The sequence below is a fragment of the Candidatus Pelagibacter communis genome, assembly GCF_001180185.1.
Taxonomy (GTDB): domain Bacteria; phylum Pseudomonadota; class Alphaproteobacteria; order Pelagibacterales; family Pelagibacteraceae; genus Pelagibacter; species Pelagibacter ubique_F.
Genome location: NZ_CVSS01000021.1, coordinates 17,652 through 38,266 on the forward strand (window position 1 = coordinate 17,652; position 20,615 = coordinate 38,266).

A 20,615-nucleotide genomic window follows, 5' to 3' on the forward strand; every position below is an offset into this window, starting at 1 on the left:
TTATGGATCTTTTAGCAAAATCAGACGATGAGATTTTTGCAATCGCTAAACCTTTTTGGGAAAATTTAGTTAAAACCTCAAATATGAAGGATTATGGAGGTTTTACTAAAGATTTTTCTACTCAAATGTTATTTGGTGCTAATGAAGTTGAACTAGGTAAACAGTGGGCAAACAACAAGATTATTACTAACTTGAATGAAACTTATAAACCTTTTGGTACCTTGAGGAGAGGTGAGCATGTAACCGTTTTGATTAAACAGACCAACAAAGAAATACCAGGAGAATTTTTGGGAAGATTGGTATTGGGAATTGAAGACGGTGAAGTAAAGATTTTTGGGGCCACAATATATTAATTTAAGTTTGACAATTTTTTTACTAGGTGTATTGAAAGATATAGATGCACTTTTCAAAAATAAAAATACCTCAAAAATTAATTAATTATAAAACAACGATTTATAAAACAGGAATTTTTTCAGCTATAGCTGCTTGTTGGAGTGTTATCTTATTGGGAACTTTCTTAACTTTAAAATAAGTTAAAAAAAGTTTTTTATTATTGATGGAAGTTTTTTTACCTATAGCCCAAGTTTTTATTAATCCAGTAGAGATACTTTTGTTAAGTGCGATAGTCGGTGTCCTTTCAGGTTTATTTGGTGTAGGTGGTGGTTTTTTAATGACACCATTTTTAATTTTTATGGGAGTTCCACCGGCTTATGCAGTTGCGAATGAAGCTAATAACATATTAGCAACCTCAGTATCGGGGTCTACTACTCACTGGTTAAAAAATACTCTTGATTATAAGATGGGTCTTATGATTGTTATTGGTGGTTCAATAGGTACTGCTTTAGGTATTTATACCTTTACATATTTTAAAGACATTGGAAAAATAGATACAGTCATTTCATTAGCATATATGTATATTCTAGCAATAATTGGGACTTTAATGCTGGTTGAAAGTTTAGGTGAGATCGATAAGGCGAAAAAAAATGTAGTAGAAAGAAAAAAACTTCATGTTCATTATTGGATCCATGGCCTTCCTTTCAGAATGAGATTTCCAAAATCTAAATTGTATGAGAGTATTTTTACACCTATCATAATTGGATTAGTAGTTGGTTTTATTGCTGCAATAATGGGGATAGGTGGAGCTTTTATACTAGTTCCAGCAATGATTTATATAATCAAAATGCCAACACGATTAGTTCCAGGAACTTCTTTGTTTGTTACTATCTTTGTAAGCGTAATAGTTACTTTTTTGCACTCAATTAACTATGGTTCAATTGATCTGATGTTGGTTTTGTTATTGGTAGTTGGTTCTATTGTAGGTGTTCAGGTAGGCCAAAAACTTGGAGAACAAATAGATAGTTCTGGATTAAAAGCTTTATTAGCAATCTTATTGCTTATAGTAGGTATAGCAATTGCTTATGATACTTTTTTTGCAGAAGGAATTCAAAACGGAACTACTATAACAAAATCTCAAGATTTAAATTTCTTTTCAAATTTTATCAAAGATTTTTCAAAAGATATGCCGTTCTTTTATGGGCTATTTTCAATAATGTTTGCAGTTTTTTTGGGAATTGGAGCAGCATTCATAAGAAGATTTTTATCTAATTTAAGAAAAAAATATTTACTTAAGACTGCTAAATAAATCTTAAATAACTCTCAATCGTTAAGATACAAATAATACCAACAGTAACCATTGCTATGAATCCAACTACAAAAGGTTTAAAGCCCATGCTTTTTATATCTTTCAAATTTGTTGATAATCCTATCGCAGCCATAGCCATTGTTAATAAAATTTTTGAGGAAAATTTTATGATATAAATTATATTTTCCCAATTTGAGTTAAAATTTACTGTAAATACTTGATCCCCCAAATTTCTTATAATTATCATTCCAACAAAACCTAAAACAAAATATGGGAAAATATTTAATACAGAATACTTTTTTTCGATTATTTGGCCTCTATTATATAAAAATGCAAAAAGGGGTATCATTATAATCAAAAAAGTATTTCTAACTAACTTTGTAACTGTTGCTATATTTAGTGTTTCTTGGCTATTAAATTGCTGCTCATAAATTAATCCTGCAGCTGCAACTTGAGAAGTTTCATGTATAGATGTACCTAAAAAAAGTCCTACAAGTAAAGGTTCTCCCTCAAAATACAAATTAGCAAAATAAGGATATATTAGCATCGATAGTATCCCAAATAACGTAATATTAGCTATTGCATATGAAACTTCAGTCCTACTAGCTTTAATAATAGGTGCAGTTGCCATGATGGCAGTTGTACCACAAACAGTGCTTCCAATTGAAATCAGGTAAGCCATTCTAGTTGGTATTTTAAGTTTTTTTATTAAAAGTTTAATAATAATTAAAACACTGATAATGCATATTATAATCAATGGAATTGCGATTTTTCCAAATTCTAAAAATTCAAATGGTTTCAGTTGTATTCCAAGTAATATAATTCCAAGTTTTAAGATATAATCTTTCGTAAAATCTAAACCAGTCTGAAAACTATCTCTTATTTTAAAAAAATTTCCAAAGAACATACCTAAAAGAATAGCTATCATAGCTGTTGATATAGGACTTTTTTTATATCCCAACAGCTCTATTCCTATAATATTATTAAAACCTTGGGATAAAGTATAAAGAACAAATGCAAGAATAATACCTGGTATAAATACCAAAAATTTATTTAATTTCATGAAAAGATATTCTTAATTATGCACTTCTATAAAGCTTAGTCATAACAAATTCTTTATGACCTAAAGCTTCAGCACAGGTTAATCTTCCATTTGCCACTTTTAAAGTGGTTTTTATAAGTTCATCACCTGCTTCAGACATATTCATCTCTCTAGAAAGAATTTTAGACACGTCACAATCAATATGTTCACCCATACTTTTAACTGTTAATGGATTCGCAGTTAATTTCACAACAGGCTCAATTGGATTTCCTACAATGTTACCTTGACCAGTTGGAAACAAATGAATATTAAATCCTGCTGCTGCTTGTAGAGTTACACACTCTGCTGCAGCTGAAGAAGTGTCCATAAAATATAAACCTTTACCTTTTTTTGGCTCTTCTGCTGGCTCTAATACATCAACAAATTTACAATTTCCAATTTTTTGAAAATTTCCAAAAGCTTTTTCCTCAATTGTTGTGAGCCCGCCTGCAATATTTCCAGCAGTTGGTTGGCTCTCTGACAAATCATCCGTCGCTTCTTTTAATATAAAATCATTGTAAGAGCTCCAGGTTTTCATGAACTTATCTGAGGCTTCCTTAGTAGCTCCTCTTGAGGCACAAACTTTTTCAGCACCTGTAAGTTCAGAAGTTTCACCAAAACATAAATGAACACCTAAAGGTTCAAGTTTATCCATTAAATTTCCAACTGTTGGATTTGCAGCCAAACCTGATGTTGTGTCAGACTCACCACATTTTACTGATATCCACAAATCACTTATTGGACATTCTTCTCTTTGTTTTTCAGATGCCCAAATTATAAATTCTTGAGCTTTTTTTGACGCTTTCATTACGGTTCCAATATCACCTGTTCGCTCAATATGATAACCTTCTACAGGTTTTCCAGTTTTTGCAATTCCATCGACAATTTTTTTTGTCCATTTAGGCTCTATTCCTATTACAATAACAGCAGCAACATTTGGATTACTTCCCGTTCCAATCATCGTTCTAAAATGTAATTCTAAATCTGCACCAAATTGCAGTCGTCCATAAGAATGCGGTAATGCTATTGTTCCTTTGATATTATTTGCTACTGCTTCTGCACAAGCATTTGAAATATCGTCTACTGGCAAAATAATTACATGATTTCTAGTTCCGGCTCTACCGTTTTCTCTTTTATATCCTAAAAAGCTTTTTGGAATTTCCATTTAGTTACCATTTTTTTGTTTTGACATTATGAACATGAACATGCTCACCTTTTTTAATTGATTTTACTACTTTTCCAATATCATGACCATATTTTAAGATTGTGTCTCCTTCCTTTAAATCGATCATTGCAATTTTGTGTCCTAAAGGTATTTCATCCATTGATTGAATGTTTGTTGAGCTGTCATCTTCCATAATCCAGCATTTACAATCCTGTTTTGGGGTTATTTTTTCGATCACAACCACCCCGACATTATCCTTTTTATCGTGAATTATGATGTCAGTAGCCATATTTATAGTGTCAATTGTTTGTTTGAATTTTGAGAAATCTTATATATTAATCGCGTCAATTAACAAATAGTTTTATAAATAATAATAATTTTACTCGTTTAGAAAGGCTCTATTAATGACAAAAATGACAACAGAAGAAGCTTTTGTAAAAGTTTTACAAATGCACGGCATTGAACACGCTTTTGGTATTATTGGATCAGCATTTATGCCAATCTCTGATATTTTTCCTGATGCGGGAATAACTTTTTGGGATGTTGCTCATGAGACAAATGGTGGATTAATTGCTGATGGTTACACTAGATCTACTGGGAAAATGTCTATGGTCGTTGCACAAAATGGACCAGGCATAACTGGATTAGTAACTCCAATTAAAACTGCATATTGGAACCATACACCTTTACTATTAGTAACTCCGCAAGCTGCAAACAAAACTATGGGGCAAGGTGGTTTTCAAGAAGTAGAACAAATGAATTTATTTAAAGATATGGTTTGTTATCAAGAGGAAGTAAGAGATCCATCAAGAATGGCTGAGGTTTTAAATAGAGTAATAGAAAAAGCAATAAGAGGTTCCGCACCTGCACAAATCAATGTACCAAGAGATTATTGGACTCAGGTTATAGATATAGAATTACCACCAATAGTTAGATTGGAACGACAAGGCGGAGGAGCTGAAGCAATAGATAATGCTGCAAAACTTTTATCAAATGCAAAATTTCCTGTAATTTTATCTGGAGCGGGGGTTGTGATTGGTGGAGCAATTGAAGAAACAAAAAAACTTGCAGAAAAATTAGATTCACCAGTTTGTTCTGGTTATCAACATAATGATAGCTTTCCAGGAAGTCACCCGTTGGCTGTAGGACCGTTAGGATACAATGGATCAAAAGCTGCAATGGAACTTATTTCAAAAGCAGATGTAGTTTTGGCTTTAGGAACAAGGCTAAATCCATTTTCAACACTTCCAGGATATGGAATTGATTATTGGCCCAAGAATGCGAGTATTATTCAAGTAGACATGAATCCTGACAGAATTGGTTTAACAAAAAAAGTTACAGTTGGAATTAGTGGTGATGCAAAATTGGTTGCTCAACAAATCTTTGATAAATTATCCTCTAATGCTGGAGATACCGATAGACAAAAAAGAAAAGATTTAATTCACCAAACAAAATCTGCATGGTTACAAAAATTATCAAGTTTAGATCATGAAGATGATGATGAAGGAACAGTTTGGAATAAAGAGGCAAGAGAAAGAGATAAAGATAGAATGTCTCCAAGACAAGCGTGGAGGGCAATTCAAGCTGGAATGCCTGAAGATGTAATTATTTCAAGTGATATAGGAAATAATTGTGCAATTGGTAACGCTTATCCTACTTTTGAAAAACCAAGAAAATATTTAGCTCCAGGTTTATTTGGTCCTTGTGGTTATGGTTTTCCTTCAATTCTTGGAGCAAAAATTGGTTGTCCTAATACACCAGTAATAGGATTTGCTGGAGATGGAGCATTTGGGATTAGTATGAATGAAATGAGCTCTTGTGCACGAGAAGAATGGCCAGCAATAACAATGGTCATTTTTAGAAATTATCAATGGGGAGCAGAAAAAAGAAATACCACTCTATGGTTTGATAATAATTTTGTTGGAACAGAATTAGACCCAAAACTAAGTTATGCTAAAGTTGCTAATGCCTGTGGTTTAAAAGGCGTCACTGTTAAAACGATGGAAGAAACAACAGCGGCGATCAAACAATCATGTGAAGATCAAAAGAAAGGTGTTACCACTTTTATTGAAGTGATTCTTAATCAAGAACTTGGTGAACCATTCAGAAGAGACGCAATGAAAAAACCAGTAAAAATAGCAGGTATCAAAAAAGAAGATATGAAAAGACAAAAATCTTTAGTCTAATTATCTTATTTTTTATTAAGTATTTCGAATAAATCATCCTCTATTTGGCTAATCAGGTAGTTCGACCCAAACTTAGATAAGTGAGTAGAGTCAGAGTATAATAAGTTATTGTCAATTACCTGAACACATTTGGATTTTTTGCATAGGTAATCAAATGGACTAAAAAAATGTATCTTCAATTTATCATTTGAAGCTAATTTTGAGTATTTATCTAAAAAAGTGTTCATAAGCTTTTTTTGTTTAAAACTAAAATAAATATCATGATCAATATTGAGATTGTAAATTTCATGATTTAAGTAGTTCTCACAGTCAGTTTTAATTATATATTGAGGTCTAGCAAAACAAGATAAGGCATCTCCATAAGAAGAATAAAAACCTGGCACTTGCCCAATTACAATTACATTTTCTATATTTTTAAAATCTTCACTTTTCTTTAATTCTATTATTCTTTGAATATATTTCTTTGCAATATTCTCGATATTTTTATCTTTCATTTGATAGCTATAATACCATTTTCCTATGATTATATTTTTTGGAATTTTCTCATCACTTGAACAGTTTGATGCAATTTCTCCTAGATTTGGAAATGTTTCACATAATCCTTCTTGAGTGAGATAATTTAAATTATATTTTCTTGAAAAATTTTCCAAACCAAAGTTATATTGTTTACTATGACTATCACCAACAACTAAAAAATCTAAGTTATCTCTATCTCCAATTAAACAATGGTCTTTCTTTGAATATTCACTTTCATTTAAATCAGTACATAATCCTCCATATTGATTATTTTTATTATTCAATACATTTAAATTTTTTTCAGTTAATCTAAAATCTAAACCATTATAATAATTAATTGTTAAACCTGCTAGGATTAAGAAAATTATTGAAAAATTAACTCTTAAATCAAATATCTTATTTTTTTTATCTAAATAATATTTTTCAATAAATCTAAATGAAATATAACTTAATAAAAGTGAGATTAAAAAAGCAAAAAACTTAGTATTTAAATTAAGAACTGAATATTTATAATATTTAAAGAAAACATATACTGGCCAATGATACAAATATAGAGAGTAACTAATGTCCCCAAAAAAATTAATAAACCTATTTCTTAAAAAATATGCAGAGTATTTTGCCTCTTTTGAGTAAATTAAAAATACAACTCCAAATAAAGGAAGCAAAGCTATTAAACTTGGAAAGTAATCGTCACCACTTATATAAACTGACGAGAAAAATATTAAACCAAGACCTAAAATAAAAATCGTTTCATTTAAAAAATTATTTTTTGATCTTGCTAAATTAATTGCTAATAAACTTCCAAATAAAAATTCAAAAAATCTGAATGGTGATAAAAAAAATAAAGTGTCTTTAATCAATTTTCCATACAATAATTTATTTTCAAAAATAGGACCTTTTGTAATTATGTACTCTATAAATAATATTGAAATGATGATTAAAAATACTATTAAAATATTAATTTTTTTTGTTGAATTAAATTTTGAAAAAAATACCAATAATATTGGCCATAAAAAATAAAAGTGAAATTCTACACCTAAAGACCATGTGTGTAGAATTGGCTTGAATGATGAACTAATATCAAAGTAATCACTTTGTGTCCAAAAATAAAAATTTGGTATCAGAAAAATATTAGAAATTACTGAGTGTGAGAGCTTTGTTAAATGATCAGGTGTTAATATTAGAACAAAAGTTAATGTCACTAACATTATCATAATAATTAATCCAGGAAAAATTCTTCGAATTCTATTTTTTACAAAACCAAAATAACTTAGATCATCATAATCTTTTCTAAGAATAATTTTTGTAATTAAGTAACCGCTTATGACAAAAAAAATATCTACACCTATAAATCCTCCAGAAAATGGAACAATTTCATAATGAAAAAGAACCACCAATATTATTGCTAAACCTCTTAAGCCGTTTATCTCTAGCTCATGCTTGGATTTGTTAGATTTTTCAATCATTTTTTTATTTTTTAATAATTTAAATCTAATAATTCAAATTTAATATTTTAAAGAATATCTTGTCCTTCTTTGTTTTTACCTTTAACAAATATATAGTATAAATATTTATAAAATTCAGTATTTTAACTATATGAATAATCCAAAAATTCCAAGTAATAGAAATTTTGGTATTGTTTTTTGTATAGTGTTCTTCTTAGTAGGTATTTATTTTTTTTTTAATGATTCCTCCATTTTTTATTACTTACTGTCATTTTCATTACTATTTTTAATATTAGGTTTAGCAAACTCAAAAATACTGACTATTCCTAACAAGCTGTGGTTTAGATTTGGATTATTCTTAGGAAAAATAATTTCCCCTGTTGTTATGGGATTGATATTCTTTTTAGTTGTAACACCAATTGCAATTATAATGAAAATTTTAAAAAAAGATTTATTGAATTTAAATTTTAATAATAATAAATCATATTGGATTAAAAAAGATAGTGTCAAAAGTAACATGAAAAAACAATTTTAAAATGAGTTTTATAAAAGAATTTTGGGAATTTTTAAAAGTAAGGAAAAAGTATTGGTTACTACCAATTATAATTGTTCTTGTATTATTTGGTGGTTTGATTGTTTTAACTCAAGGTTCTGCTATAGCTCCATTTATTTATACAATATTTTAAAGTGTTTTCAATTTTAGGAATATCCGCATTTTATCACGATAGCGCAGCATGTATTTTAATTGATGGTGAAATTATTGCTGCAGCCCAAGAAGAGAGATTTACAAGAAAGAAACATGACCCAAGTTATCCTCATAATGCTATAGAATTTGTTTTGAAATATTCAAATTTAAAATTAAGTGAAATTGATCAGATTGTTTTTTTTGAAAAACCTTTTTTAAAATTTGAAAGATTGTTAGAGACCTATGTTGCTTTTGCTCCTAAGGGATTTATATCTTTTAGTAAAGCAATGCCACTATGGATAAAAGAAAAACTTTTTCAAAAAAATTTTTTGTTCAATCAACTTAAAAAACACGATAGTAATTACAAATCAGATAAAAATATTTTTTTTTCTGAACATCATTTAAGTCATGCTGCAAGTGCATATTATCCATCACCATTTAACGAAGCAATTATTTTAACAGCTGATGGAGTGGGGGAGTGGGCTACAACTACTGTTGCTGTTGGAAAAGGTAATAAATTAGAGATTAAAAAAGAAATTCATTTTCCTCATTCTCTAGGATTGCTCTATTCAGCATTTACTTACTATACAGGATTTAAGGTAAATAGTGGTGAGTATAAACTTATGGGATTAGCCCCTTATGGTAATCCTATTTATGAAGATAAAATAAAAGAACTAATAGATGTAAAAGATGATGGAAGTTTTAGGTTGGATCAAAAATATTTTAATTATTCAACTGGTCTTACTATGACAAATGATAAGTTTAATAAATTATTTGGTCAAAAACCTCGTGATCCAAAAAAAGAAAAAATTACACAGTTTCATATGGATATTGCAGCATCTATTCAAAAAATTACTGAGGACATAATGATCAAATTAGCGAAATCTATACGACAAGAATATAATATAAAAAATTTATGTTTAGCTGGCGGGGTTGCCTTAAATTGTGTAGCTAATGGAAAAATTTTAAAAGAAAAAATTTTTGATGATATCTGGATACAGCCTGCAGCAGGAGATGCTGGAGGTTCATTAGGTGCTGCACTAGCACTATGGTATTTAGAAAATGATAAAGAAAGAAAACAAAGTTTGATAGATCAAATGAAAGGATCTTATTTAGGCACTGAATTCACTCAATTGGAAATAGAAAAAGACTTAGAATCTTTAGGTGCAAAATTTCAGACTTATAAATATGAGGATTTAATTGATAAAACTTCTGAATATCTATCAAATCAAAAAGCTATAGGTTGGTTTCAGGGCAGAATGGAATTTGGACCAAGAGCATTAGGCTGTAGATCTATTTTGGGTGATCCAAGATCTGATAACATGCAAAAGAATTTAAATTTGAAAGTAAAATATCGTGAAAGCTTTAGACCATTTGCACCTTCAGTACTTAAAGAGGAATTATCTAAATGGTTTAATTTAAGTGACGAAAGCCCTTACATGTTGCTTGTAGCAGAAATCAATCAAGAAAAAAAAATTAAAATGACTGAAGCACAAAAAAGTCTTTTTGGAATAGACAAACTTAATGTTAAAAGATCTGAGATACCAGCAGTTACGCATGTTGACTATTCTGCTAGAATACAATCAGTGAGTAGAGATACTAATAGACGGTATTATGATTTGATATCAAAATTTAAGGAAAAAACAGGTTGCCCTGTATTGGTCAATACCTCTTTTAACGTTCGAGGTGAACCTATAGTTAATTCACCGTCCGATGCTTTTAATTGTTTTATGGGAACTGAATTAGACTATTTGGTAATTGGAAATTGCATTTTAGATAAAACTAAACAAAATTTGGAATTAAAAAAAGATTATACAAAAGAATTTGAATTAGATTAGATTTAACTTCATGCAAATAATTAATGATAAAAGTTGTGGCTGGATAAATGATCTTCCAAAAAGATTTAATATTAAATCTGTTAGTAAAAACGAAAAGTGTGATTTTTTAATAGTAGGTGCTGGTTATACAGGTCTATCAGCTGCAAGAAAATTGTCAGAAATAAATTCAAAATTTAAAATTATAATAATTGACGCTCAATTAGCAGGTGAGGGAGCAAGCGGAAGAAATTCTGGATATCTGGTGGATACAACTTTAAATGACAGTTATAGTTTTAAAAGAGATATTGAGGCTTATAAAACTAAATTAAAAATTTATGATTTAGGTATTAAAACAATTAAACAATTTTTAAAAGACTATCAAGTTGACTGTGATTTGAATGAATGTGGGAAATATTTTGCTTCCTCTCTTAAAAAAGACATAAGTAAATTATTAAAATTTAAAAAAATATTAGATAATTTAAATTTCGAAAATCAAATATTAAATGAGGCTCAATTAAAAAAAAAACTTGGGACAAACTTTTATAAAACTGGAATTTTTACAAAAGGTGGCATTTTACTTCACCCAGCTAAATTAGCACGAGCTATGGTAGATGTATTGCCAGAGAATGTTACTTTATTAGAAAATTCATTTCTTAAATCATGGAAAAAAACAAATGGCAAGATTGAAACTAAAGTTAACAATAACGATATCATATCTAACAAGATTATTTTTTGCTCAAATGGTTTTTTGAGTAATATGAATATCAAAAAAAGATTTAACTTTCCTTTAACACTTACTGCAAGCATGACAAGACAGTTAACTGATAAAGAATATAGTTTGATTGGAAGCCCAAAAGAATGGGGTGTATTACCAGTTCGACCGATGGGCGCAACCGTTAGACTTACAAAGGATAGAAGAATTTTGATCAGAAATACTAGTGAACACAGGAATCCAAATTATATGGATAAACGTACATTAAATAATAGAGTTAATATCCATAAAATTGGATTAAAAAAACGTTTTCCATTTTTACCAGATAATATTATTTCATCTAGTTGGTCAGGGATTGTTTCAAGAAGCAGTAATGGTTCTCAAATATTTGAAAAAATTGATGAAAAAATTTTTGTTGCTGGAAGTTATTTTGGCTCAGGCATTGGTGCTGGAACTTTATTTGGTGAGCAGATTGCTTTAATGGCAAATAATCAACAATCTGAGGAAATAAAGATTATTCAGGAAAGAAAAAAACCAACTAAACTACCAATTAAACCTATCTTAAGTTTAGGGATAAGGTTGAGACTTTTTTACGAAAGAATTATTGCACGAACTGAGATCTAATTTTTTCTTTTAATCATTTTAAATGGACCTAAACTGTCTCCTTCAACATTTCCCGCATAATGTGTACAAGGTGTTTTAACTGTCCAACATCCTTTTTGATCATTCGGAACATATATAGATATATCATTTCCAATATCTATTTTTGTGGATTCTTGTTTTGGTGAATAAAATAAAGGAAAGTTATGATTTTTGACTATTAAAAATTCCTCTTTGATCCTTTTAAAATTTTTATAGTTAAATAAAAAAAATGATAAAATAATTAAAGTAAAAGTAACAGATAACTTTTTTTTAAGATTAATATTTTTTTTTGCTAAAAAAATAGAGAATGGTAAGAAAATCAAAATTGCTAAAAGATGATATCCTCCATATCTTAAGGCAGGGTGATATAAAAACCATTCTAAAAATAATAAACTCGTAATAATGCATATGATTTTTATTGATCTTTTCGACAAACTATCAATTTTTTTAAAACTTTGATTAATATTTAATTGATATAAAAAGGTTACTAGAAAAACTAAAAAAAACATACCTAATAGAGTTTCTTTAAATTTATATGTGAAATATCTTTCATACCAATTTGATACCCAATTTAGTTTTTTAATATATTCATCATCATTTTTGATTTTATAATTTAATCCAGCTCCAGATTTTGACCATAATTGGTAAAATTTATTCATCTTTTCAACATGCCTTTTACTCAAAGACCATTCTAATTTATTTTCTAAGCAAGTTTGTTTGACAGGATAAACTGCACAACCTGTAAAAGATAAATTCATAAAAATTAAAAGAAATAGACCAATTAATGATGCTAAAATAGTTTTAGGTAATAAAATATATTTTAAATTTTTTAATTTTGTAAAAAATAAAAGTGGTACAAGAAATAAAAAATTTAAAATCATCATAGATTTTAATGTGCTACAATATGTGATTAATAAAATTGATAAATTCAAATTTGAATTATTAATTTCCTTTACTTTTTTAAATTTGTAAATTTCATAAATCAAAGGAATTATTGTTAACATGATGATTTGACCTGAAAGATCAGTACCGTATCCCCCAATTCTAAAAAATTTAAAATTTATAAAAAGAAATGAAAACAAGTAAAAAAAATAACTAAAATCTAAAATTTTTAAATTTTTATTAGTCAGTTTGTCTATGAAGACTAAATTCACAAAAAAAAGTGTTAACCATCCTATAGAGTGAAATAAGTAATGTTTTATAAATGGTAAAAAAATTATCGAATTTAAAAAAAAAACTGAAGAATGATGATTATATCCATGACCCAAGTTTCCTAAACCAAATATTAATTTATTTTCAGTTAAAACGAGAGAATATGTAAGGTGATAATAATTGAAATCATCATGGTTTCTGAGAATTAACAAACCTATGAAAAGTAAAATAAAAATAGTAAAAAATCTTTTAATATTAATCTTGAAATTATTTTTTTTTGAAAGATAAAAATAAAAAAATATAATTATTCCGACTAAATGAATAAGTATATTGTGGTAGTAATTGTGTTTAATAAATATTATTGTTGTATAAGAAATTAATGTACAGGTGAACAATCCCAATAACCCTAAGTAACCAATATTTATTTTTAATAGCCTTCTGTCTAAAAAATATGAGAGTATTGATCCATATCCTACAAAGGATAAAGATATTAATAATACTAAAGAGAAAATAACAAAAAAATTAATCATTTATTAAAGAATATGATATGAAAAATTTAGTTTAATACTGACATAGGATCAAGTCTTGTTTGAAACCAATTAATTCTAAAATCTAGATGAGGCCCTGTTGACCTGCCAGTTGATCCAACTGTTCCAATAATATCTCCCTGCAGAACTTCATCTCCAACTCCCACATTAAGTGTTTCTAAATGAGAATATATTGTCGAGATACCGTGACCATGATCCATAATAATAGTTCCACCCGTGTAATATAAATCTGTTTCGGCCAACGTAACAATACCTGTTGCTGATGATTGGATTTTTGTTCCTTTTTTAGCAGCTATATCTATTCCATAGTGTGGCCATCTAGGTTTACCATTTAAAATTCTTTGACTACCATAAACACCACTAATAATTCCTTCTACTGGCATAATGAATTGATTTTTGAAAAAAGGTAAGTCAGAATTAATAGCTCTTGCTTCTCCAATTTTATTATTTTCTTCTTTAATTCTTTTATAAACAGATTCAGGTGGAGTTACCTTACTTTCTTCTAACCCATCAATTCTTTGAATATTGTATTTTCTTTTTAAAACTTGTTTAGTAATAACTTCTTTTTTATCGTTTGTAATTTTTGTGATAGTGACATCGAATTTTCTATCCCTATCTATTCCAAATACAAAGTAACCATCTTTAGAAACTTTAATTTCTTTTTTACCTATTAATATTTTGGCAGATGGATTGGTAATTCCAATAATATAATGACCTTGTAAAAATTTACCTTTAAATTCAATTGCATTTAATTGTGTTGAGGCAAAGAGAATTATTATAAAAAATAATCTATAAATTATTTTGCAGTCCATCCACCATCTACCAATAATGAGGTTCCTGTAATCATTGATGCTGCATCTGAGGCTAAAAAAACAACAGCTGATGCTACTTCAGATAATTCTGCAAATCTACCAAGAGGAATATTGTTTAACATATCTCTTTTGAATTTTTTATCTTTTAAAAACTTTTTAGTCATTGGAGTTACGACAAATGTAGGACAGACAGTATTTACTCTGATGTTGTATTTAGCAAGATCAATTGACATTCCTTTAGTTAGGCCTTCTAAGCCAAACTTATTCATATTGTATACACTTCTAATTGGTCCACCTACATGCCCCATTTGAGATGACATATTAACTATCGAGCCACCTATTTTTTTCCTATTTTTAGATTTTATCATTTTAAGAGTACATAGATGTGCAAGATTAAAAGTAGCGATAGTGTTGATCTTAACCATATATTCCATATCTTTATTTTTAACTTTTGTAAAATGTGCTGGACGATTGTTTCCAGCATTGTTTATTAAGATATCTATTTTGGTTTGTTGATCGATTATTTTTTTTATTTCATTGAAATTTGTAATGTCACATACATAAGACTTACATTTTACTTTAAGTTTTTTTATTATTTTTGAAACTTCATTCAAATCTTTTTGAGTTCTACTAATAATTATTAAATTAGCACCAGCCTCAGCAAGAGCAATTGCACAAGCTCTTCCAAGTCCTTTACCAGCTCCAGTTACAATTGCTGTTTTATTTCTGAGATTATAATTTTTTAAGTACATTATAAAAATAATATTTGAATATCTGTGTAAATCAATTCAATAGCAACAATTAAAATTGCTAATAATCCTGCCCAAGCGATCCACTTGTATTTTTTAATCCAATTTGAAATTAATGTTGCAGCAAAAGCCATTAATACAATTGATAAAACCAAACCAAATATTAATAATTTATAGTGATCACCTGCTGCTCCAGCTACACCCAAAACGTTGTCTAAACTCATTGTAAAATCAGCTAATAAAATTGTCCATATAGCTTTTAAGAAACTAGAATTATCAACTTTAATATCTTCCTCATGATCTGAGCCTTTTATAACATCAGTATAAAGTTTATAGACTATATAAAGTAGAAGTAATCCACCTAATAATCTTAAACCTGTAATCTGTAATAGGTATGCAGTTAGTAAAGTTAAGATAATTCTTAATATAACTGCTCCACCAATACCAAAAAAAATTATTTTTTTTCTTTGTTCTAATGGAAATTTAGATGCAACCATTCCAATTATTATTGCATTGTCCCCTGCTAAAACTAAATCAATTAAAATGATTTGAGTTAATATTGTCAGTTGCTCTGGGGTAAATAATTCAGCAAACATTAATTTGTAAGTATCATATCAGCACCTTTTTCTGCAATCATTATTGTTGGTGCATTAGTGTTGCCCGAGGTAATGTTTGGCATAATAGATGCATCAATTACTCTTAAATTTTTGATTCCTTTTACTCTCAGTTTTTCATCAACTACAGCCATATCATCTTGTCCCATTTTACAAGTTCCAACAGGATGAAATATAGTTTGAGCGTGATTAGACGCTTGTTTAACTAACTCTTCGTTATCATTAATATGTATTCCAGGTCTATATTCTTCAGGTGAATATTTTTTGAATGTTTCGGACTCCATAATAATTTTTCTTGTCAATTTAAGTCCTTTTGCTGCAATTAGTCTATCGTTTTCAGTTGATAAATAATTTTGTTTTATTTTTGCATAAATTCTTGAATCTTTATCGACTATACTTACGTGGCCTCTACTAGTAGGTTTTATATTTGATACTGTAGGAGTAAAGGCATGAAAGTCATGATTCTTACTAGCTCCTAATGTGTCCATGCTCATGGGCTGGACATGCCATTGTAGATCAGGAAGTTCAAGTGAGGAGTCACTTTTCGCAAACATACATAACTGACTTGCACCCATTGTCATTGGACCACTTCTTTTAAAAATATACTCTAATCCAATCATTAAGTTTCCAAATAAACTATTAATTTTCTTATTAAGTGATTTTAAACCATTGATTTTATACACAGGTCTTAACATTAAATGATCATGTAAATTTTCTCCCACACCTTTTAAATTTTGTATCGTATCAATTCCAAGATCTCTCAATTTATCAGAATTACCGATACCAGATACTTGAAGTATTTGTGGTGAACCAATAGCACCTGATGAAAGAATTATTTCTTTATTTGCTTGAACTTTTTTGAGTTCATTGTCTTGCCAATATTCTACTTCTTTTGCAATTTTATTTTCAAAATTTATTTTTTTTACATGTGCGTGAGTAATAATTTTTAAATTTTGTCTTTTTTTTATTGGATTTAGATAACCAACTGCTGTGCTACATCTAAAACCATCTTTTTCAGTAACTTGAAAATATCCACATCCATGGTTATCACCAGTATTAAAATCTTTAGTTTTTGGAATACCAAATTCTTCTGCAGCATTTTGAAATTCATCTAAAAGAGGAAGATGAATTCTTTGATCAGAAACTGATAATGGACCACCAATTCCGTGAAATTCATTTTTACCTCTTTCTTGGTCCTCAGCTTTAATAAAATATGGTAAAACATCATCCCAACCCCAACCTGTATTACCTAACTGCCTCCAAATATCATAATCTCTATTTTGACCTCTAATATAAAGTAAACCATTAATTGATGAACTCCCTCCTAAAGTTTTTCCTCTAGGATATCTGATTGAGATATTATTCATACTTTCATCTGGTTCAGTTTTATAACACCAGTCAGTTTTTGGGTTGTGCATTGTTTTGAAATAGCCAACAGGTATATGTATCCAAGGATAGTTATCCTTGCCACCAGCTTCTATTAGTAGTACTTTATTAGCAGAATTTTCTGACAACCTATTAGCAAGGACACACCCAGCTGATCCAGCTCCTAAGATTATGAAATCAAATTTATCCATTGGTTAGAACTCTTATAAATTAAAAATTTTTATTTTGTAACTTTTATCAACAAAAAAATAAAATAATTCAATATTAACACTTGTTTTAAATTTCATTCTTTGATTAGCTTTGTTTTTTATAAATAAAAGAGAGAGGAAATAAATGAAAAAAATCATTTCAATGTTATTTGCAACACTTTTAGTAATTGGATTTACGTCAAGTGCTAATGCTGCAAAAACACTTAAATGTCAGACAGTTCTTAACACTAAGGCTGATGAAGTTAAAATGTTAAAAGACTTCACTGACACTGTAACAACTTTAACAGGAGGATCTCTTAAGTTTGAAATCCTACCAGCCGGAGCTGTTGTTGGTGTAAAAGAAACTTTAGATGCTGTCGACAAAGGATTGATTGATTGTGGATTCGCATGGACTCACTATTGGTCAGGAGATCACCCTGCAGCTATGTTATTTGGTTCGCCAGTAGCTGGTGGTGGTGTAGGTATTGACAATATTGCTTTCTTATCATGGTTTCAATACGGCGGTGGTAAAGAGTTATACGACCAACTTTGGAAAGAAATGGGGAGAGATATAAAAGGATTTATGATTCAACCAGTTGGACCAGAAGCTTTAGGATGGTTTCCAAAACCAATTAAAGATATGGCTGACTTTAGAAAATATAAGTTCAGAACTCCTCCAGGAATACCAGGACAAACTTATAAAGACATTGGTATAGCATCTGTTGCTATGGGTGGTGGAGATATTCTACCAGCCTTAGAAGCAGGAACTATCGATGCTGCTGAGTGGTGTTGTCCAAAACCAGATTTAACATTTGGTTTCCAAAAAGTATTAAAGCACTATTATCTACAAGGTTTACACCAGGTAGTAGTTAATGCTGACTTTTATATTACTGGAAAAACTTATAATGCTATGAGTGATCATGAGAAAAAATCTCTTGAAGTTGCAGCTAATGCGTCATTAGCTAAATCTTTAAGTTATAGAATCTATGAAAACGGAAAAGCTTTAAGAGAGTTAACTACTAAGCATGGAGTAATTTTAGAAGATACACCTTCAGATTATTTCACAGAATACATGGCTGCAGCAAAAGCATCTTTAAACAAGAATGCTAAAGAAAATAAATTCTTTAACGAAGTTTATAATTCAATGAAAGAATTTGCTGATATTGCTGTTCCTTTCTGGAGTGGTGCTCAAATGTCTAATGCGAAGCTCGGAATGGCTCACGCTGAAACATTAAAGTAATTATTAATTAATCTAAATTCGATTAGAGCGGACTTTTATAGTCCGCTCTAATTATTTAAATTAAAATTTTATGGCAGACGAACCAGGTAAATTAGATATATCAGATGAAATGATTGCCGAAAGGCGTAGTGGTTCGGGAAAAATGCCTGATGACATGCCATTATGGATGGCTAAATCTATTACAAGTATTGACAAATTTAGTAAGTGGATCGGTAGTATTGTTTGCTGGATACTGATGCCGCTAATCTTTGCAATGACTTATGAAGTTCTTGCAAGAAAATTATTTTTAGCACCAACAATTTGGGCTTATGACATAAGTCGTTTTTTATACGGAGCACTTTTTATGTTAGGTGCTGGTTATGCTCTTTCAAGAGGAGTTCATATAAGAGCAGATTTTTTATACAGAAATTTTAAAATTAAAAATCAAGGATTAATAGATTTTTGGTTATATTTATTATTTTATTTTCCAGGACTAATTGTTTTTCTATACATGACAATAGGTTTTGTTGGAGAGTCAATTCAAAGAGGAGAGCGAGGCATGGATACTACTTGGATGCCTTATATGTGGCCAATTAAAACTTGCTTATTAATTGGTATTATTTTTCTACTTATTCAAGGTATTTCTGAATTACTTAAAAGTTATTGGGCAGCTAAAAAAGGTGAATGGCCAGGAGACTCTAAATGATTGCTGAATTTATAGATCCAGCAATTTTAGGTTTTATACTTGTAGGTGTAATGCTATTTGCAATCTTTATAGGATTTCCAATTTCTTTTACTTTAATATTTTTAGGATTTGTATTTGGTTATCTTGGATTTGGAAAGTTAGTTTTCTATTTAATGACACTCCAATTTTCTATGGTAATGACAGAACAAACACTTGCCGCCGTACCACTCTTTGTCTTTATGGGTATTATGATGGAACAAGCTGGATTGATGGAAAGATTATTCTCAGCATTTCAAATGATGCTCGCTAAAGTTAAAGGCTCTTTATATTATGCAGTTTTATTTGTTTCTGTAATATTTGCTGCGGCAACAGGAATTGTAGGAGCTTCTGTAACAATTTTAGGAATTATGGCTGCAAAATCTATGAACAGATCTGGTTATGATGTTAGACTTGCTGCTGGAACTATTACAGCTGGAGGAACATTAGGAATATTAATTCCACCAAGCATTATGTTAGTAGTTATGGGACCGATAATGGAAATCCCTGTAATAGATTTATTTGCTGCTGCAATTCTGCCAGGAATTCTTCTTGCAAGTTTGTACGCAGGTTACACAACTATTAGATGTATGATTAATCCTAAATTAGGACCAGTTATTCCTGAAGATATGAGAGCTGCGAGCATGAAGGATGTGTGGATTGAATTTTTCTTAGGTTTAGTGCCACCAGCTGCTTTAGTATTTGCTGCATTAGGAAGTATTTTATTTGGTTTTGCGACTCCGACTGAGGCAGCAGGGTGTGGTGCTATGGGTGCTTTAATTCTTTCATTAGCTTACAAAAAATTAACTCTCCCAAAGTTGCAAGAAGCCTTAGTTAAAACACTAGAGATAACGGCATTGATAATGGTTTTAGTTGCAGCTTCAAATTTTTTTGGTGCTGTCTTTGCAAGATTAGGAACACCAACTTTATTAACTGAGTTTTTATTAGGTCTTGAAATGAATAAATATCTAATTCTTGCAATGGTTATGGTTATGATATTTTTATTAGGATGGCCTTTAGAATGGGTACCAATAGTTATGATTATTGTTCCAATAATATTACCATTGATTGAGGCCTTAGGATTTAATTTAACTTGGTTTGCTATACTGGTAGCTGTTAACTTGCAAACCGCCTGGCTATCCCCGCCTGTAGCACTATCAGCTTATTTCTTAAAAGGAGTTGTTCCAGAATGGGATCTTAAAGATATTTATTATGGGATGATGCAATTTATGGTCCTACAAGTCGTTGGTTTAGTGCTTATTATCATATTCCCTAAAATTGCTCTATGGTTACCAACTCTCTTATATGGACAGTAGAAAGTTTAAGTTTTATATT

General features: G+C 29.6%; 19 protein-coding genes. 10 read left to right on the top strand and 9 right to left on the bottom strand.

Annotated elements, in window-relative coordinates:
• Positions 1-2 precede the first annotated feature (2 nt).
• Both AMN95_RS01480 and AMN95_RS01485 read left to right on the top strand, forming a co-directional pair.
• Positions 3-353 carry a hypothetical protein gene (locus AMN95_RS01480; protein ID WP_075522235.1) on the top strand — a complete coding sequence of 117 codons (351 nt, stop codon included), beginning with the start codon at positions 3-5 and terminating at the stop codon, positions 351-353.
• A 203-nt stretch (positions 354-556) separates the two neighbouring features.
• A complete protein-coding gene (locus AMN95_RS01485; RefSeq protein WP_075522236.1) occupies positions 557-1,642 on the top strand; it encodes a sulfite exporter TauE/SafE family protein in 1,086 nt (361 codons plus the stop codon).
• Here AMN95_RS01485 and AMN95_RS01490 read toward each other — a convergent pair.
• From AMN95_RS01490 to AMN95_RS01500, 3 genes are read right to left on the bottom strand one after another with little or no spacing between them, the layout of a single operon-like run.
• Complete coding sequence (locus tag AMN95_RS01490; protein ID WP_075522237.1) at positions 1,635-2,705, bottom strand: YeiH family protein; 1,071 nt, start codon at positions 2,703-2,705, stop codon at positions 1,635-1,637. The two genes, AMN95_RS01485 and AMN95_RS01490, sit on opposite strands and share 8 nt — an antisense overlap.
• 16 nt (positions 2,706-2,721) lie before the next feature.
• Entirely contained in the window at positions 2,722-3,888 is a 1,167-nt protein-coding gene (locus AMN95_RS01495) for a UxaA family hydrolase (RefSeq protein WP_075522238.1), read from the bottom strand.
• 4 nt (positions 3,889-3,892) lie between these two features.
• The gene (locus AMN95_RS01500; RefSeq protein ID WP_075522239.1) at positions 3,893-4,177 is read right to left on the bottom strand and encodes a UxaA family hydrolase; all 285 of its coding nucleotides are present in this window, start codon (positions 4,175-4,177) and stop codon (positions 3,893-3,895) included.
• A 115-nt stretch (positions 4,178-4,292) separates the two neighbouring features.
• Between AMN95_RS01500 and xsc the strand changes: the two genes are divergently transcribed.
• Positions 4,293-6,074, top strand: coding sequence for a sulfoacetaldehyde acetyltransferase (gene xsc, locus AMN95_RS01505; RefSeq protein WP_075522240.1), 1,782 nt, complete (start codon positions 4,293-4,295; stop codon positions 6,072-6,074).
• Between the two features lie 5 nt (positions 6,075-6,079).
• Here the strand turns inward: xsc and AMN95_RS01510 are convergent, their stop codons facing one another.
• Entirely contained in the window at positions 6,080-8,056 is a 1,977-nt protein-coding gene (locus AMN95_RS01510; protein WP_075522241.1) for an acyltransferase family protein, read from the bottom strand.
• A 130-nt stretch (positions 8,057-8,186) separates the two neighbouring features.
• On the opposite strand from AMN95_RS01510, the gene AMN95_RS01515 reads away from it, so the two are divergent.
• The 4 genes from AMN95_RS01515 to AMN95_RS01525 are packed head-to-tail and all read left to right on the top strand — an operon-like array spanning position 8,187 to position 11,873.
• A complete protein-coding gene (locus tag AMN95_RS01515; RefSeq protein WP_075522242.1) occupies positions 8,187-8,570 on the top strand; it encodes an SxtJ family membrane protein in 384 nt (127 codons plus the stop codon).
• 1 nt (position 8,571) lies between these two features.
• Positions 8,572-8,721: a DUF5989 family protein gene (locus AMN95_RS05625; RefSeq protein WP_179850334.1), complete on the top strand. Its 150-nt coding sequence runs from the start codon at positions 8,572-8,574 to the stop codon at positions 8,719-8,721.
• 1 nt (position 8,722) lies between these two features.
• Entirely contained in the window at positions 8,723-10,558 is a 1,836-nt protein-coding gene (locus tag AMN95_RS01520) for a carbamoyltransferase family protein (protein ID WP_075522243.1), read from the top strand.
• A gap of 10 nt (positions 10,559-10,568) precedes the next feature.
• On the top strand, positions 10,569-11,873 hold the full coding sequence (locus AMN95_RS01525; RefSeq protein WP_075522244.1) for an NAD(P)/FAD-dependent oxidoreductase: 1,305 nt from the start codon (positions 10,569-10,571) through the stop codon (positions 11,871-11,873).
• Here the strand turns inward: AMN95_RS01525 and AMN95_RS01530 are convergent.
• From AMN95_RS01530 to AMN95_RS01550, 5 genes are read right to left on the bottom strand one after another with little or no spacing between them, the layout of a single operon-like run.
• Positions 11,870-13,573 carry a hypothetical protein gene (locus AMN95_RS01530; protein ID WP_075522245.1) on the bottom strand — a complete coding sequence of 568 codons (1,704 nt, stop codon included), beginning with the start codon at positions 13,571-13,573 and terminating at the stop codon, positions 11,870-11,872. The two genes, AMN95_RS01525 and AMN95_RS01530, sit on opposite strands and share 4 nt — an antisense overlap.
• 26 nt (positions 13,574-13,599) lie before the next feature.
• Positions 13,600-14,403, bottom strand: coding sequence for a M23 family metallopeptidase (locus AMN95_RS05770; RefSeq protein ID WP_075522246.1), 804 nt, complete (start codon positions 14,401-14,403; stop codon positions 13,600-13,602).
• Complete coding sequence (locus tag AMN95_RS01540) at positions 14,388-15,155, bottom strand: SDR family NAD(P)-dependent oxidoreductase (protein ID WP_075522247.1); 768 nt, start codon at positions 15,153-15,155, stop codon at positions 14,388-14,390. Before AMN95_RS01540 ends, AMN95_RS05770 begins: the two co-directional genes overlap by 16 nt.
• A complete protein-coding gene (locus tag AMN95_RS01545) occupies positions 15,155-15,748 on the bottom strand; it encodes a TerC family protein (protein WP_075522248.1) in 594 nt (197 codons plus the stop codon). Before AMN95_RS01545 ends, AMN95_RS01540 begins: the two co-directional genes overlap by 1 nt.
• Positions 15,748-17,343: a GMC family oxidoreductase gene (locus AMN95_RS01550; protein WP_075522249.1), complete on the bottom strand. Its 1,596-nt coding sequence runs from the start codon at positions 17,341-17,343 to the stop codon at positions 15,748-15,750. Before AMN95_RS01550 ends, AMN95_RS01545 begins: the two co-directional genes overlap by 1 nt.
• 142 nt (positions 17,344-17,485) lie before the next feature.
• Here AMN95_RS01550 and AMN95_RS01555 point away from each other — a divergent pair, with 142 nt between their 5' ends.
• The 3 genes from AMN95_RS01555 to AMN95_RS01565 all read left to right on the top strand — a co-directional run bounded on the left by AMN95_RS01555 (position 17,486) and on the right by AMN95_RS01565 (position 20,596).
• The gene (locus AMN95_RS01555; RefSeq protein WP_075522250.1) at positions 17,486-18,580 is read left to right on the top strand and encodes a TRAP transporter substrate-binding protein; all 1,095 of its coding nucleotides are present in this window, start codon (positions 17,486-17,488) and stop codon (positions 18,578-18,580) included.
• 70 nt (positions 18,581-18,650) lie between these two features.
• Complete coding sequence (locus AMN95_RS01560; protein WP_075522251.1) at positions 18,651-19,265, top strand: TRAP transporter small permease subunit; 615 nt, start codon at positions 18,651-18,653, stop codon at positions 19,263-19,265.
• Complete coding sequence (locus AMN95_RS01565) at positions 19,262-20,596, top strand: TRAP transporter large permease (RefSeq protein WP_082256649.1); 1,335 nt, start codon at positions 19,262-19,264, stop codon at positions 20,594-20,596. The genes AMN95_RS01560 and AMN95_RS01565 overlap by 4 nt, the downstream gene beginning before the upstream one ends.
• Positions 20,597-20,615 lie beyond the last annotated feature (19 nt).

What these genes read in the sequence shown, in the direction of transcription:
- AMN95_RS01480 (WP_075522235.1), top strand. Translation starts at nt 3, where the DNA reads ATGGATCTTTTAGCAAAATCAGACGATGAGATTTTTGCAATCGCTAAA.
- AMN95_RS01485 (WP_075522236.1), top strand. Translation starts at nt 557, where the DNA reads ATGGAAGTTTTTTTACCTATAGCCCAAGTTTTTATTAATCCAGTAGAG.
- AMN95_RS01490 (WP_075522237.1), bottom strand. Translation starts at nt 2,705, where the DNA reads ATGAAATTAAATAAATTTTTGGTATTTATACCAGGTATTATTCTTGCA.
- AMN95_RS01495 (WP_075522238.1), bottom strand. Translation starts at nt 3,888, where the DNA reads ATGGAAATTCCAAAAAGCTTTTTAGGATATAAAAGAGAAAACGGTAGA.
- AMN95_RS01500 (WP_075522239.1), bottom strand. Translation starts at nt 4,177, where the DNA reads ATGGCTACTGACATCATAATTCACGATAAAAAGGATAATGTCGGGGTG.
- xsc (WP_075522240.1), top strand. Translation starts at nt 4,293, where the DNA reads ATGACAAAAATGACAACAGAAGAAGCTTTTGTAAAAGTTTTACAAATG.
- AMN95_RS01510 (WP_075522241.1), bottom strand. Translation starts at nt 8,056, where the DNA reads ATGATTGAAAAATCTAACAAATCCAAGCATGAGCTAGAGATAAACGGC.
- AMN95_RS01515 (WP_075522242.1), top strand. Translation starts at nt 8,187, where the DNA reads ATGAATAATCCAAAAATTCCAAGTAATAGAAATTTTGGTATTGTTTTT.
- AMN95_RS05625 (WP_179850334.1), top strand. Translation starts at nt 8,572, where the DNA reads ATGAGTTTTATAAAAGAATTTTGGGAATTTTTAAAAGTAAGGAAAAAG.
- AMN95_RS01525 (WP_075522244.1), top strand. Translation starts at nt 10,569, where the DNA reads ATGCAAATAATTAATGATAAAAGTTGTGGCTGGATAAATGATCTTCCA.
- AMN95_RS01530 (WP_075522245.1), bottom strand. Translation starts at nt 13,573, where the DNA reads ATGATTAATTTTTTTGTTATTTTCTCTTTAGTATTATTAATATCTTTA.
- AMN95_RS05770 (WP_075522246.1), bottom strand. Translation starts at nt 14,403, where the DNA reads ATGGACTGCAAAATAATTTATAGATTATTTTTTATAATAATTCTCTTT.
- AMN95_RS01540 (WP_075522247.1), bottom strand. Translation starts at nt 15,155, where the DNA reads ATGTACTTAAAAAATTATAATCTCAGAAATAAAACAGCAATTGTAACT.
- AMN95_RS01545 (WP_075522248.1), bottom strand. Translation starts at nt 15,748, where the DNA reads ATGTTTGCTGAATTATTTACCCCAGAGCAACTGACAATATTAACTCAA.
- AMN95_RS01550 (WP_075522249.1), bottom strand. Translation starts at nt 17,343, where the DNA reads ATGGATAAATTTGATTTCATAATCTTAGGAGCTGGATCAGCTGGGTGT.
- AMN95_RS01555 (WP_075522250.1), top strand. Translation starts at nt 17,486, where the DNA reads ATGAAAAAAATCATTTCAATGTTATTTGCAACACTTTTAGTAATTGGA.
- AMN95_RS01560 (WP_075522251.1), top strand. Translation starts at nt 18,651, where the DNA reads ATGGCAGACGAACCAGGTAAATTAGATATATCAGATGAAATGATTGCC.
- AMN95_RS01565 (WP_082256649.1), top strand. Translation starts at nt 19,262, where the DNA reads ATGATTGCTGAATTTATAGATCCAGCAATTTTAGGTTTTATACTTGTA.